The 13,262-nt window shown below is 67.3% G+C and carries 15 protein-coding genes; 10 read left to right on the top strand and 5 right to left on the bottom strand.

Annotated elements, in window-relative coordinates:
- Window positions 1-454 precede the first annotated feature (454 nt).
- The 8 genes from rfbG (at window position 455) to MMSR116_RS01410 (ending at window position 8,718) form a co-directional block, all read left to right on the top strand.
- Entirely contained in the window at window positions 455-1,573 is a 1,119-nt protein-coding gene (gene rfbG, locus MMSR116_RS01445) for a CDP-glucose 4,6-dehydratase (protein ID WP_010686732.1), read from the top strand.
- Between the two features lie 129 nt (window positions 1,574-1,702).
- Window positions 1,703-2,476 (top strand): glucose-1-phosphate cytidylyltransferase, encoded by a 774-nt coding sequence (gene rfbF / locus MMSR116_RS01440; protein WP_010686733.1) that lies wholly within the window; start codon window positions 1,703-1,705, stop codon window positions 2,474-2,476.
- Complete coding sequence (locus MMSR116_RS01435) at window positions 2,473-3,729, top strand: class I SAM-dependent methyltransferase (RefSeq protein WP_010686734.1); 1,257 nt, start codon at window positions 2,473-2,475, stop codon at window positions 3,727-3,729. Before rfbF ends, MMSR116_RS01435 begins: the two co-directional genes overlap by 4 nt.
- 28 nt (window positions 3,730-3,757) lie before the next feature.
- The gene (locus tag MMSR116_RS01430) at window positions 3,758-4,288 is read left to right on the top strand and encodes a dTDP-4-dehydrorhamnose 3,5-epimerase family protein (protein ID WP_010686735.1); all 531 of its coding nucleotides are present in this window, start codon (window positions 3,758-3,760) and stop codon (window positions 4,286-4,288) included.
- A gap of 53 nt (window positions 4,289-4,341) precedes the next feature.
- Window positions 4,342-5,592 carry a glycosyltransferase family 2 protein gene (locus tag MMSR116_RS01425; protein WP_010686736.1) on the top strand — a complete coding sequence of 417 codons (1,251 nt, stop codon included), beginning with the start codon at window positions 4,342-4,344 and terminating at the stop codon, window positions 5,590-5,592.
- Between the two features lie 42 nt (window positions 5,593-5,634).
- Complete coding sequence (locus MMSR116_RS01420; protein ID WP_010686737.1) at window positions 5,635-6,840, top strand: DegT/DnrJ/EryC1/StrS family aminotransferase; 1,206 nt, start codon at window positions 5,635-5,637, stop codon at window positions 6,838-6,840.
- On the top strand, window positions 6,837-7,586 hold the full coding sequence (locus MMSR116_RS01415; RefSeq protein WP_010686738.1) for a cephalosporin hydroxylase family protein: 750 nt from the start codon (window positions 6,837-6,839) through the stop codon (window positions 7,584-7,586). The genes MMSR116_RS01420 and MMSR116_RS01415 overlap by 4 nt, the downstream gene beginning before the upstream one ends.
- 436 nt (window positions 7,587-8,022) lie before the next feature.
- The gene (locus MMSR116_RS01410; RefSeq protein ID WP_083920317.1) at window positions 8,023-8,718 is read left to right on the top strand and encodes a GNAT family N-acetyltransferase; all 696 of its coding nucleotides are present in this window, start codon (window positions 8,023-8,025) and stop codon (window positions 8,716-8,718) included.
- Window positions 8,719-9,132: 414 nt separating this feature from the next.
- On the opposite strand, the gene MMSR116_RS01405 is transcribed toward MMSR116_RS01410, so the two are convergent.
- Window positions 9,133-9,423, bottom strand: coding sequence for a hypothetical protein (locus tag MMSR116_RS01405; protein WP_010686740.1), 291 nt, complete (start codon window positions 9,421-9,423; stop codon window positions 9,133-9,135).
- Between the two features lie 249 nt (window positions 9,424-9,672).
- Here MMSR116_RS01405 and MMSR116_RS01400 point away from each other — a divergent pair, with 249 nt between their 5' ends.
- On the top strand, window positions 9,673-9,936 hold the full coding sequence (locus tag MMSR116_RS01400; protein WP_010686741.1) for a hypothetical protein: 264 nt from the start codon (window positions 9,673-9,675) through the stop codon (window positions 9,934-9,936).
- A 38-nt stretch (window positions 9,937-9,974) separates the two neighbouring features.
- On the opposite strand, the gene MMSR116_RS01395 is transcribed toward MMSR116_RS01400, so the two are convergent.
- Together MMSR116_RS01395 and MMSR116_RS01390 are read right to left on the bottom strand one after the other, a co-directional pair.
- Window positions 9,975-10,202 carry a hypothetical protein gene (locus MMSR116_RS01395; RefSeq protein WP_010686742.1) on the bottom strand — a complete coding sequence of 76 codons (228 nt, stop codon included), beginning with the start codon at window positions 10,200-10,202 and terminating at the stop codon, window positions 9,975-9,977.
- Between the two features lie 180 nt (window positions 10,203-10,382).
- Window positions 10,383-10,715: a hypothetical protein gene (locus MMSR116_RS01390; protein WP_010686743.1), complete on the bottom strand. Its 333-nt coding sequence runs from the start codon at window positions 10,713-10,715 to the stop codon at window positions 10,383-10,385.
- 77 nt (window positions 10,716-10,792) lie between these two features.
- Here MMSR116_RS01390 and MMSR116_RS01385 point away from each other — a divergent pair, with 77 nt between their 5' ends.
- A complete protein-coding gene (locus MMSR116_RS01385) occupies window positions 10,793-11,134 on the top strand; it encodes a hypothetical protein (protein ID WP_010686744.1) in 342 nt (113 codons plus the stop codon).
- A gap of 15 nt (window positions 11,135-11,149) precedes the next feature.
- Here MMSR116_RS01385 and MMSR116_RS01380 read toward each other — a convergent pair whose 3' ends face one another.
- Window positions 11,150-11,467, bottom strand: a complete 318-nt coding sequence (locus tag MMSR116_RS01380) for a GCG_CRPN prefix-to-repeats domain-containing protein (RefSeq protein WP_010686745.1) — start codon at window positions 11,465-11,467, stop codon at window positions 11,150-11,152.
- Between the two features lie 92 nt (window positions 11,468-11,559).
- Window positions 11,560-13,197, bottom strand: coding sequence for a methyl-accepting chemotaxis protein (locus MMSR116_RS01375; protein ID WP_010686746.1), 1,638 nt, complete (start codon window positions 13,195-13,197; stop codon window positions 11,560-11,562).
- Between the last annotated feature and the right edge of the window lie 65 nt (window positions 13,198-13,262).

Raw genomic sequence — 13,262 nt, 5'->3', positions numbered from 1 at the left:
GATCGGACACGGCGGATTCATGCGCTCCCTGGTGCGCCCGCGAGCGTCCACTGCCCCGCCAGAGCGACCTGCACATTCCACCCGCGATCAGTATCTCAGTCCAGACCTCGAATAATGCTTCATGCGTATTTAGTTCGTCACCTATATTATAATTAAATCAGAGCATCTCAGTAAATACGCATTATATCTTTCGATATAACAACTATACCGCGCATAATATCAGGACTGTTGGGGTGTCTTTATGGCCAATCCGCGACTTCGATGAACGAATTCTTCATCCTGCATAGGCAAGACCGGGATGCGGTCGAAGCGTATCGGCGGTTACCGCACCATTCGGCTTGCATGAGCCCGGCCGCAAGTCCACGATGCCGCCCGGAGTCTCGTGCCGAACGGCGAGGCGCGCTCATCTCAGGCGGGACCGCGTCGGACGAATCCGTTTCCGGAACAGGGGATCATGATCGGGAGCTATAGCGGCATTCGTGTCCTCGTCACGGGCCACACCGGCTTCAAGGGCGCGTGGCTCGCCTCATGGCTCCTGGCGGATGGCGCCGAAGTCATGGGCCTGGCCCTTGCCCCTGAGCCAGGACGGCCGAATCTGTTCGAGGCGCTCGATCTCGCGTCCCGCATGGGCTGCGTGATGGCCGACATCCGCGATCCGCAGGTCGTTCAGGACGCCGTCGCGGCGTTTCGCCCGCAGATCGTGTTCCACCTCGCGGCCCAGGCGCTGGTGCGCCGCTCCTACGCGGATCCGCTCGGCACCTTCGCGGTCAACGTGATGGGTACCGCGCACGTGCTCGAGGCGGCGCGCAGCGTCGAATCGGTGCGCGCCTTCGTCTGTGTCACGTCCGACAAATGCTACGAGAACCGGGAATGGGTCTGGGGCTATCGCGAGAACGATCCGCTTGGTGGCAAGGATCCCTACAGCGCCAGCAAGGCGGCGGCCGAGATCGTGGCGGCGAGCTACCGCCAAGCCCTGGCGCCCGGGCGGCTGCGGATCGCGACGGCGCGCGGCGGCAACGTCATCGGAGGCGGTGACTGGTCGCAGGATCGCCTCGTACCCGATCTGGTCCGGGCTATCGAGACGGGGGAGCCGCTCGTGCTGCGCAATCCCGGTGCGATCCGACCCTGGCAGCACGTCCTCGAACTGGTCCGTGGCTATCTGATGCTGGGCGACCGGTTGCTCGCGGGCGACGACGGCGCCGCCGGCGCCTGGAACTTCGGTCCGGCCCGAGAAAGCGAGGTCGCCGTCGGACGCTTGGTCGAGGAGGCGCTCGGCGTCTGGGGCAAGGAGAGGACGGACCTTCGGGTCCAGCCTTCGGAGCTGGCTGAAGCCGGTATCCTGAAGCTCGACACCGCCAAGGCCGACGCACGGCTCGGCTGGCGGCCTATGCTGGGCTTCAGCGACAGCGTCCGCCTGACCATGGACTGGTATCGGCGCCACAGCGCGGGCGCCGTGCGGGCGCGCGACCTCGTCGATGAACAGATCAGCGCCTATCGGCGTCTCTGCAAACCCGGACCCGACGCTTCAGGCGATCGCGGCCTGAATAGCTCCACACAAGCTTGGGCGTTGTAGGGTTTTGCGTCGGCGCTGCTCAGACGGCTCGGCACCATTGAGGCCGGCCATAGGCCAGACGGATCGGCGGTCCGCGCCCGACGCGTTGGATCGGGCGCGGGTTCGATCCGGCGTTCGGGGAGATCGGACGTGAAGGTCGTCATTCTTGCAGGCGGGCGCGGCTCGCGCCTGGCCGAAGAAACCGTTCTGCGGCCGAAGCCGCTCGTCGAGATCGGCGACAAGCCGATCCTCTGGCATATCATGAGCATCTACGCGCATCACGGTTTCAAGGACTTCATCATCTGCGCCGGTTACAAGGGTTTCCAGATCAAGGAGTATTTCCTGAATCTGATCCTCCATCACAGCGACATCACGGTCGATCTCGCGAGCAACAGCGCGATCTACCATCAGGGCGACGTGCCGGACTGGCGCGTCAGCGTCATCGACACCGGCATCGACACCATGACGGGCGGCCGCCTCAGGCGGATCCGGCCCTATCTGGAGCCCGGCGAGACCTTCTGCATGACCTATGGCGACAGCGTCGGCGACATCGATGTTGCCACGGAGGTGGCGTTCCATCGGGCCCAGGGCCGTATGGCCACGATGTGCGCGGTCGCCGCGCCCGGGCGCTTCGGCTCCGCCGTGGTCGAGGGTGACCGGGTCGCCGCCTTCGTCGAGAAGCCGACAGCCGACAGTCAGCGCATCAACGGCGGCTTCTTCGTGCTGCAGCCGGAGGTCCTGGACTTGATCGAAGACGATCACACGGTCTGGGAGGCGGGGCCGCTGGAGTGGCTGACCGAGAACAACCAGCTCTCGGCTTACCGCCACGACGGGTTCTGGCGCCCCATGGACACGCTGCGGGAGCGCATCCAGCTCGAGGATCTATGGAATTCTGGTCACGCGCCCTGGAAGATCTGGGCATGAGCGGACCAGCCCTGCAGCGCGCCGTCGAGGCATGCCGCTTCTGCGACGCGCCGTTGCGGCTGCGCTTCTGCGATCTTGGCCAGACGCCGCTGGCGAACGCTTTCGTGCCGCCGGAGCGCGCCACCGAGCCGGATCCGCACTATCCGCTGCGCGTGATGGTCTGTGAGGCCTGCCGCCTCGTCCAGGCTGAGGCGGTCGCCTCGCCGGACGCGATCTTCAGCCACTATGCCTATTTTTCCTCCTACAGCGAAAGCTGGGTCGCCCATGCCGGGCGCTTTGCCGCCATGGCGCAGGCGCGTTTCGGCCTGAGTGCCGCCTCGCAGGTGGTCGAGGTGGCGAGCAACGACGGCTACCTGCTGCGCCACTTCCTGGCGGCGGGCATTCCCGTGCTCGGCGTCGAGCCCGCCGCGAACGTCGCCGCCGCAGCGACCGCCGCCGGTGTCCCGACATTGGTCCGGTTCTTCGGCCGGGGGACGGCGGACGAGTTGGTGATGGAGGACCGGGCCGCCGACCTCGTCGTGGCCAACAACGTGCTGGCCCACGTGCCCGACATCAACGATTTCGTGGCCGGGCTGGCGCACCTTGTGAAGCCCGACGGCGTCATCAGCATCGAGGTCCCGCATCTGCTGCGGCTGATCGCGGAGGCCCAGTTCGACACGATCTACCACGAGCACTTCTACTACCTGTCCCTGCTGGCAGTGGAGCGCGTCTTCGCGGCGCACAGTCTGCGGGTGTTCGACGTCGAGGAATGGTCGACCCACGGCGGCAGCCTGCGCATCCTCGCCTGCCGCAACGGCTCGGGGATGCACCCATCGGGCCCGGGCCTCGCCCGGGTCCGGGCCGAGGAAGCCGCCGCGGGCCTCGACACCGATGGCCCCTACGAACGCTTCCAGGGGCGGGTCGCGCCGATCCGCGACGGGCTCCTGGCCTTCCTGCGCTCTGCCAGGACGGAGGGCCGCAGCGTGGCCGCCTACGGTGCGGCCGCCAAGGGCAACACCCTGCTCAACGTCTGCGGTGTCACGCGGGATCTCATCGCCTACGTGGTCGACCGGAACCCGCACAAGCAGGGCCTGCTCCTGCCCGGCAGCCGCCTGCCGATCCACCCGCCGGAACGCCTGCGCGAGACCCGGCCCGATTACGTGCTCATCCTGCCCTGGAACATCCGCGACGAGGTCGTGGCCTCCATCCCGGAGGTGCGCGCGTGGGGCGGCCGCTTCGTCATCCCGGTGCCCGAACTGACGGTGCTGCCGTAATGGACGCCGGGATGGCCCCGAGGATGCCATGAGGATCATCCCGACCGAGATTGCGGGCGTGATGCGGATCGAGCTCGAGCCCATCGCCGACGACCGCGGCCTCTTCGCCCGGACCTTCTGCGCCGAGGCCTTCGCGGCCCACGGCCTCGCCACGCACTTCCCGCACATGAACCTGTCCTGGAACAGGCGGGCCCGGACGCTGCGGGGCCTGCACGTCCAGGCGGCACCGCGGGCGGAGGCGAAGCTGATCCGGGCGACGCGCGGGCGGGCCTACGATGTGGCGGTCGACCTGCGACCGGATTCGCCGAGCTTCCGCCGCTGGACCGCCGTGGAACTCGACGCCGATCGCCGCAACGCCGTCTACATTCCGGAGGGCTGCGCGCACGGCTTCCTGACGTTGGGGGACGATTGCGAACTCCTCTACCTGATGTCCGAGGTCTACGACGCAGGTCTTGCCCGCGTTGCCCGCTGGAACGATCCGGCTTTCGGCATCCGCTGGCCCGCGACGCCCGACGTCATCGCCCCGCGCGATGCCGAGGCGCCCGACTTCCTCGACTGAGAACCGCCCTCGCCGGAATTTGCGGTTCCGGCCAAGCTTCCGAGATCGATGCCGTGTCCGAGATCCTGCTCAGTATCTGCATCCCGACCTACAACCGGGCCGACTTCCTCGACTATCTCCTGAAGCAGGCCGCAGCGAGCTGGAGCTTCCCGTTCGCCTACGAGATCGTCATCTCGGACAACGCCTCGACGGATGACACCGAGGCGGTGGTGCGGCGGCACGCCGATCTCGGCCTGCCGATCCGCTACTTCCGGCAAAGGGAGAACATGGGCGGCGGCCCGAACGTCCTCACCGTCTATCACCGTGCCCAGGGGCGCTACGTCATCTACCTCGCCGACGACGACCTCCTCATCCCCGAGGCGATTACGGAAGCCCTGAACTTCCTGCGATCCAACCCTGAGATTTGTGCCCTCTACGCCCCCTGGCAGCTCTACGACGATATCGACAAGCAGTCGCGCGGCAACTTCTTCGAGATCGGGCAGGATGCCGTGTACGGCCCGGGGCAGGAGGAGGACGTCTTCAACCTGATCGTCGGGCGCCACATCTTCCCGGAAATCGTGATCTTCCGCGCCGACGCGGCGCGTCGCATCCTTACTTGGCCGCGGTTCTGTTTCTATCCGTTCGTCTTCCTCGCCGACAATCTGGCTCTTGGCCCGATCGCCTTCCGGCGGCGCCCCTTCTACAGGTCGGTGCTCAGGTCGCCGGTCCGTCCGAGCCGGGGACAGGCCGGAATCGATCAGGCGATGACCGATTGGGACAACTACCGGGGCGGCCTCGAATACTTCCTTCACGCCATGCTGCGCCGCCGCGGCGCCACGCTGAAGGTCGAGAGCCGCCCCGCCGTCCGGGACATGATGGATGGCTTCATCGTGGAGCGGATGCGCGTCGCGGCCCGGCTCTGGATCGAGCGCGGCCATTACCTGAACGCCTACGATCTGGTCTGCCGGCTGAACCTGCAAAACCCGGCGTACATCCAGAACATCCCCGGGCTCGATCGCCTCCCGCTCCTTGTGATCATGCAGAAGCTGGCCCACTTCGCCAACACGGTGGGGGGCATCGACCGCTTGGACCTCGTCGGGGTCGAGCAGACCGAACACCTCATGCCGCTGCTGCGCCACGTGGGGCTGGAGGAGCGCATCACCCTCGCCGCGAGCGCCGCCCCGCCGCAAGACGCGCCCCGGGACAGCACGATCCTGTTCATCGCCCGGGAGGCGGATCGGAACACTTGCCTGGAACTCGGCTACCTTCCGAATCTCGTGGTCAGCGAGACCGAACTCACCGCCACCCTCTACCTTCCGGCCTAGCGCGGCATCGGCGCCCCACCATCCTCCAAAGGCAGCAGACCGATGATCATCGCGCCGCAGCGCATCCCCGTGGCGGGGCCGTCCATCACCGATCGGGAGGCGGAGCTGGCCGCGGAGGCCGCCCGGACCGCCTGGTACGGCAATCACTACGCCTACAACGACCGATTCGAACGCATGCTCGCCGACTATGTCGGCGTACGCCACGCGATCAGCGTCCCGCACGCCACCGCCGCCCTGCACCTGATCCTGGCGGCGCTGGGGATCGGTGCGGGTGACGAGGTCATCGTCCCCGACGTGACCTGGATCGCCTCCGTGGCGCCGGTCACCTACGTGGGCGCGGAGCCCGTCCTCGTCGACATCCGTCCGGACACGTGGTGCCTCGATCCGGCGGCGGTCGAGGCGGCGATCGGCCCGCGCACCAAGGCGATCCTCGGCGTCGATCTCTACGGGTCCCTGTGCGACTGGGAGGCTCTGCGGGCTCTCGCGCGCCGCCATGGGCTCCACCTCATCGAGGATGCGGCCGAGGCGATCGGCTCGCGCCACGACGGACGTCAGGCCGGCAGCTTCGGCGACGCGGCCGCGTTCAGTTTCCACGGCTCGAAGACGGTGGCGACGGGCGAGGGCGGCATGCTCGTCACCGACGATGATGACCTGGCCGCCCGCGTTCTCCGCCTGCGCGACCACGGCCGCGCCCCCGGCGACCGGTTCTTTCTCAACACGGAGATCGCGTTCAAGTACCGCATGAACGCGGTGACGGCCGCACTCGGCGTCGCGCAGATGGAGCGCATCGACGCGCTCATCGCCTACAAGCGCCGTCTGTTCGGCTGGTACAAGGCGCGCCTCGGCGGTCTCGCGGGCGTCACGCTCAATGCCGAGCCGCCGGGCATCGAGAACTCCTTCTGGATGAACACGATCATCATCGACGAGACCTTCGGCCTCGACAAGTTCGTCCTGATGGCGGAGTTCGACCGGCGCAACATCGACACGCGCCCGTTCTTCTCACCGCTCTCCGGGCTTCCGGCCTTCCAGGAACGCCGCGAGGCAACGCGGTTCGTGCGTCCGGAGGATGCCGGCCAGCGTATCGCCGGGCGCGGCCTCAACCTGCCCTCCGGCTACGCCATGACCGAGGAGACGGTCGGGACGGTCTGTGCCGCGCTCGCCGAGATTCTGGGACTGGCCACGACGTACGCTGGCGCGGACACAGGACAGCACGCCGACAGCCACGCAGGGAAGGGGGCAGAGCCATGACCACAGACGACCGGACAGCGTTCGAGGACCACAAACGCGCGATGTGCCTCGCGCTCGGTCGCGACCAAGCCGTCTTCACGCAGACCGTCGAGGCGCTGCTCGCGGTGGATGCCTACGATTACACCTATCTCTGGAGCTTCCTCGGGCTGCCGATCATCCAGCACCCCGCCGACGTCATGGCGACGCAGGAGGTGATCTGGGCCACGAAGCCCGACGTGATCATCGAGACCGGCGTCGCCCGGGGCGGCTCGGTCATCTTTATGGCCGCGATCCTGCAGCTCATCGGCAAGGGCAAAGTCATCGGCGTCGACATCGACATTCGGGCGCACAACCGTGCGGCGATCGAGACGCATCCGATGGCCGGGCGCGTCGAACTGATCGAAGGGCCTGCCACGGCCGACGACACGCTGCGGCGGGTGCGCGAGGCCATACCGGCAGGCGCTTCGGTCATGGTGGTCCTCGACAGCGATCACAGCCGCGATCACGTGCTGGACGAGTTGCGCACCTACGGTCCCCTGGTGACGCCAGGTCAGTACCTCGTGGTGGCCGACACAGTGCTCGGCCATCTCGAGGCTTCCCAGACGCCGCGCAAGCGCTCCAAGATCTGGCATCCGGGAAACGAACCACGCGCGGCGTTGCAGGCCTACCTTGATGAGACGGATCGCTTCGAACCCGATCCGACCATTAACGGAAAACTCGTGTTCTCCAGCTCTCCCGGCGGATACCTGATCCGGAAACAAGATTAATCTACTCCAATCGACCGAATATCGCCCACAACGGCGTCGGATTATCGTCGATGAAAACGTCTCGAGCATTCAGCGCGCAGCCATGACCCCGGCCTGCAAACCCATTTGCTGGTCAAGGCGATCTGCGTAACGGGGCCTCAGGCGCGCGGGGATGAGTATACGGAGCGGACGACCCAAATGATGGATCGTCTCGCCCGATCGATCACAATGACTTCGGAAGAAGGCTCACGACGGGCGGCCTGTTCCGATGCTTCGGCGCTTCGGGCCGCCTTCGCGTCCGGTCCAGATGCCGAAGTGGCTGCCCCATCCGGCTCGCGTGATCGGACCGGTTGAGTGCGGTGCAGCCGGCCTAAGGCGAGATGGCCCAAGGTCCCTCCTGATGTGACTGCCCGGCGCGCCGCTTCCGCCCGAGGGATCTGGAGCGATACCGTCGTGTATGCGCTTCGACGAGCAGGGATCGACAAAGCCAATTCTGCAGGATCGAGGCGGCGAGGAACCGATGTCGACATCTCCAGAAGGAAATTTCGTGGCGCGCCTGAAATGCGGCGCCGTGCCGTGGAATCCTTATCGGATCTTGTCCCCGGCCGGCGAGAGGATCGGTGAACTTTGTCTTATCACCCGCGACATCGCCTCGGAACATGACACCGTGGCAATGCTTTGCAAGTGGCGCTCGAATCACAGGGATCGATTTCTTACAGTCTTCAATCCGACCCTAGACTCGACCAAGCGATATCTTCAAACCATATACCTTCCCGACAACACCCGTGTGTTGTTCCTGCTGAAGGAGTACGACAGGTTCGTGGGAAATTTCGGTCTCGCACATATATCAGGCGAATCCGCCGAGCTCGATAACGTCATACGCAGCGAAGATGTGAAACATAAATCTTTCATGCAGCATGCCCAGCTTGCATTGATCGGCTGGGCATCCGAGTCCATGAGCATCAAGAAATTTTACCTGCATGTCCTGTCCGAAAACGTGAAGGCGATCAGGCACTATGAACGCGTCGGATTCGGCGCAGTCTCCTCCACACCACTTCGAAGACAGAATTTCGATGACGGCTATAAACTCATTCCCGATCCAGAAGCGTCGAGATCAGATCTTGCTCTGCTTCGGATGGAGTTAAATATTTAAACCAACCCTAGCCGAACCGCAGCGCGTCTGTGAGATTTACAAGGCCGTGCATGTCTCGGTGGTCGCTGCGACGGTTCCGCGAGGCGCGCCATGGTCTTGGGGGCCGATCGCAGAAGAGCCGACCTCACCTGTGCGCAAATTCGAAAGGCCCGGCGAGGATTACGTTCGCCCCTTCAGCTCACAGCCTCATCTTCAACCCGATCGCGTTCGCCATCCAAGTGCAAGGCCCTGCTCAGCGGGGCCGCGAACGACGATGTCGCGCGGCTCCGGGGATGCGCGAGCGATCCCGCCGTCGTCTGTTTTGGCATCAACAGCTGATCGCTGAGCCAGAGACGTATGGGCGGCCTTCCGTACGGCGCGGCTGCGCCCGGGACAGTGCGATCGCGCGGCTAAGCCTGACGGGTCGACGCCCGTTCAGGCCGCCAGCGCCGGCTGGCCGCTCCGTCCGTTCGCCTGATCCATGATCTCGCTGATCCGCTCACCGACCGCGATGGCGATCGCCGCGGAGGCTTCGCCCTCCAGACCCTGTCGGCAGATCCGGGTGAGCACGTCGGTCACCCGCTGCTCCATGACGTCGAGGATCGCCGCGGCCGCCTGCGGCTGCGCGCTGCGGAGCACGGCCGCGAGATCGCAATAGGCGTCGTGAAGCAGCCGGAGCGTCAGGCGCTCGACAGCTTGCTCATCCTCCGCCGTCAATGCACGCATAGGGCGACTCTCCCGCTGGCCGCCGCGAGCTTCGCCGGAACTCCTTAACGGGACGTAAAGCGTCGCGCCGGAGCGCAAGGCTCCGCTAACCCTGGGTGCGGATGCCGGCCGCTCCTGATCACCGGTCAACCGGACCGCACGGGCCTGACCTGCTGCGCCGTGCCGGCGAGGGGGGATCGTGATCCGCAGGGAACCCGGCAGGCCCTTATCGTGTCAGACTATCGAATCCCTGACCGCGCGAGCCCCACCATGCGCCGCCTCATCCTCGCCAGCCTCTGCCTGACGTCGCTGGCCGCGCCCCCGGCCCTGGCACAGGTGCAGCAGCAGGATCCCAACGCCGCGAACCGGTCCCTGGGGACACGCGGCCAGATGCGCTCCCTGCAACAGGAGCAGACGACCCGAAGCGACACGCTGCGGATGGACCTCCAGCGCAATCAGGCCGCGACGCCCGCGCCGAACACCGGTCCGAACGCGATCGGGCCGACCGGCGGGACGGGCGTGACAGGACGCTGAGGATCGTCCCGGATCGTGACGCGGTCCCTTCGGCCCCGTCAGACGTCCGGCAGCCGTCGCCCCTGGACGACCACGCGGGGCCAGCGTTCGAGACCGATCGGCATCAGGACGGCGATCTGATGCGGCACCGCGGCGTCGCCCAGCAGGCTCTTGAGTGAGATCTGGCAGGCATTCTCGATCTCGGCGCGGGTTCGCGCGCCCGACGTCTTGATATCGGCGATCAGAAGGGCCGCGATTTCGTGGGCGAAGGCATCGCCGTCCGACATGCCGAACTCCCGCTCCATGTCGAAGCACGATAGTCTCTTTTGACGGCTCTGAGTATCGGTACAGAATTGGTATCCACACGTCGGTAATGGATACTTTTAATCAAGCCCCCGGCGCCAGCCTGGTCCGAAGCTTCGCGATCCTGCGCGGGGACAGCCCTGCCCGAGGTCGGACGGCGGCCGTCAGATCGTCTCATAGGCGAACAGGACCGCGATCATCGTCAGGCTGACCAAGCCGAGAACGAAGCAAATGTCGGCGCACCGCTCCAGGCGGACCGTGCGGTCACTCTCGGCCTCCAGGCGGATCGACAGGTAGGACGCGATCGCGCCGACCAGGAACAGGATAGCCGTCAGGGCCGCCGCCTCGTCGACGTGGCTGGGGCCGACGCGCCCCTCGACGATCTTCACGAGACCGATCAGGGTGGTGCAGACGCCCACCATCGTCCCCGCGCTCGGCAGGATGTGGCGCGACAGCGCCTCCCCGTCGGATCCGCGGATCTTCCGCCTTTCGGCCATGCGCGCCTCCTAAGCTCCCGTGAGCTCACGTGCCGGCCGATCTTTGACCCATCCGGCTCCGTCCGAGGAGGCTCGACTTGAAGCGCCCGCTGACAACCAGCTTCTCCGCACCGCCGGCCCCGGAGCCTCCGGCCGCGCCCGAGCGGCCGCCGGTCCCGTCCTGGCGCGAGGTCGCCCCGGTCGTGGCCGCCCTCGTCATGACCCTAGAGGCGATCGAGGCCGGGCCGAAGGCGGGGCCGGCGATGCGGGCGCACCGTTCGGCTCTGCGCCGCCAGGGCGAGGCCGCGGCGGCGCTCGGCGGAACCGACGCGATGGACGCCGCGCTGCATCAGGTCGCGGACGCCGACCCCGCCCGCGCCGCGCAGCGGCTCGCCTTCATCCGGGACGCCTGGACGGGGCTGCCCGGCTGGACCCCGTGAGGCCGGGCGCCGGGCTCACCAGCCGCCGTAGAACCGGCGCGGGCCGTCGTAGCCGCCCGGACCGCGCTCATATCCGTATCCGTAGCCGGGCCGGCCGCTGTAGGGTCCCCGCGGGCCGCCCCAGCCCCAGCCGCGCTCATTGGGACGGCAATGCCCCCACGGGTTCGGATGGAAGCCGGGTCCGCAGCCGCCGGCGACACGCTCGATCGGGAGCGCGCCGTCGGGCGGTCCATCGAGCGGTCCGTAGCCGAAGGGCGCCGCTTCCGCCGCCGTGGCGGTGGCGAGACCTGCCGCCAACAGCGCGGCCATTCCGAACGTCCGGGAGCGCATCATCACACGATCTCCTGCCCAATCTGGTCCGAATGTGCCGGACCGGATGAGAGGAGGATGCGACGCCGCCCGTGAACCGGATCCGGACGGTGCGTTCATCGGATCGTCGGGTTCTCGTGCCGGTATCGTTCGGCCAGGGCCATGAGGGCCTGGGCGAGTTCGGTGAGGTTGGCGGAGGCCGCCTCCACCTGCCGCGTGCCGGCCGCGGTCTGCTGGCTGGCCTGCCGGATGTTCTGCAGCGCCCCCATCACCTGCTCGATCCCGAGCTGCTGCTGGTTCGTCGAGGCCACGATCTGCTGGAACGTCTGCACGTTCTCCTCCACCCGCGCGGTGATCTCCTCGATCGTGCGCTGCGTCGTGTCCGAGCGCGTCTTGCCCGCCGCCGCCCGCTTCACCGCCTCCTCCGTCAGCATCACCGACGTGTTGATGCCCCGCTGGATCTCGCCCAGCAGACCCCGCACCTGGCCGGTGGCCGCCTTCGCCTGATCGGCCAGAAGCTTCATCTCGGAGGCCACGACCGCAAAGCTCAGGCCGCTCTCGCCGGCCGCCGCCGCCTCGATGGCCGCGTTCAGCGCCAGCAGGTGCGTGCGCTCCGAGATGTCGTTGACCGTCCCGATGATGTCGCCGATCGTCTGGGTCTTCTCCGACAGGCTGACGATGTTGCCGGCCACCGCTTCCGCCTGCTCGCGGATCGCCTCCATCGCCTTGGCCGTGTCGGAGACCGCCCGCAGGCCCTGGCGCGAGGTCTGGGCGGTCGCCTGGGCGGTGGCGATCACCTCGGTGGCGCGCTTCGAGATCTGCGCGCCCGAGTGCGTGATCTCGTCGACCGTGGCCGCCGTCTCCTGCACGGCCGCGAACTGCTGCTCGACCGAGGCCGCCTGCTCCTGCGCCGAGGCGCGGATCTCGGCCGCCGCCGCGTTCAGGTCGGCCGTCGCCGCCCGGTTGGTCCGCGCAAGGTCCGACAGCCCGGACACCATCGCGTTCAAGGTCCCCGCAAGACGGCCGACCTCGCCACGGACGCCCGCCTCGAGGCGGCCTGACAGGTCGCCCGCGCCGACCTGCTCGACGAAGGCCATCACGCGCAGCAGCGGGCGGACGACCAGCCGGTTCACCGCCCAGCCGATGCCGGCGCAGATCAGGAGCGTGATCAGGGTTCCGCCCCACAGGGCGACGTTCTCGTCGCGCTCGGCCTGCAGGACCCGCGCCCGCTGCATCGTCTGCGTCCGCTCCTCCAGGGCCTCGATGGCGGCGAGCTTGTTGCGCAGCGTGTCGAACATCGCCTTGCCCTTGCCGTCGGCCTCGACGGCGAGCGCCTCCGCGCGCGTGGCCGGGTCGGCCGCGCGGCGGATGGCGGCCTCGCCGATATCGGCCTGCCATGTTCGCGCCGCCGTCACGGCATCGGCCAGCAGGGCCGAGCGCTGAGCATCGGCTCCGATCTCGGTCCGCAACCGGTTGACCGCATCGTCCAGGGCCGGCCGTCCCGAGCGGTAGGGCTCAAGGCTCCCGTCGCGGCCGGTGATCAGGTAGCCCCGAAGCCCGGTCTCCTGGTTCAGCATCGCGCCGCGGAACCCGTCGAGGGCGCGGATCACCTGACTCGAATGGGCGAGGGCATCGTTGGCCGACTGCAGTTGGTTGCGCGTGATCAGGACGGCGCCGCTGCTGAGGATCGTGACCAGGGCGATGATGCCGATGGCGCCGCCCAGGGTGCGGTTGAGGCCAGACGTTTTCGGCATATCCGATTCTTCCCACTCAGCCGCGCGGTCGCCGATCGACGGCGTGACTGGCCGATACCAGCGCG

It is taken from the genome of Methylobacterium mesophilicum SR1.6/6, assembly GCF_000364445.2.
GTDB classification, from domain to species: Bacteria; Pseudomonadota; Alphaproteobacteria; order Rhizobiales; family Beijerinckiaceae; genus Methylobacterium; species Methylobacterium mesophilicum_A.
Note: the sequence above shows the minus strand (reverse complement) of the source record. Positions and strands in the feature narration are given on the sequence as shown.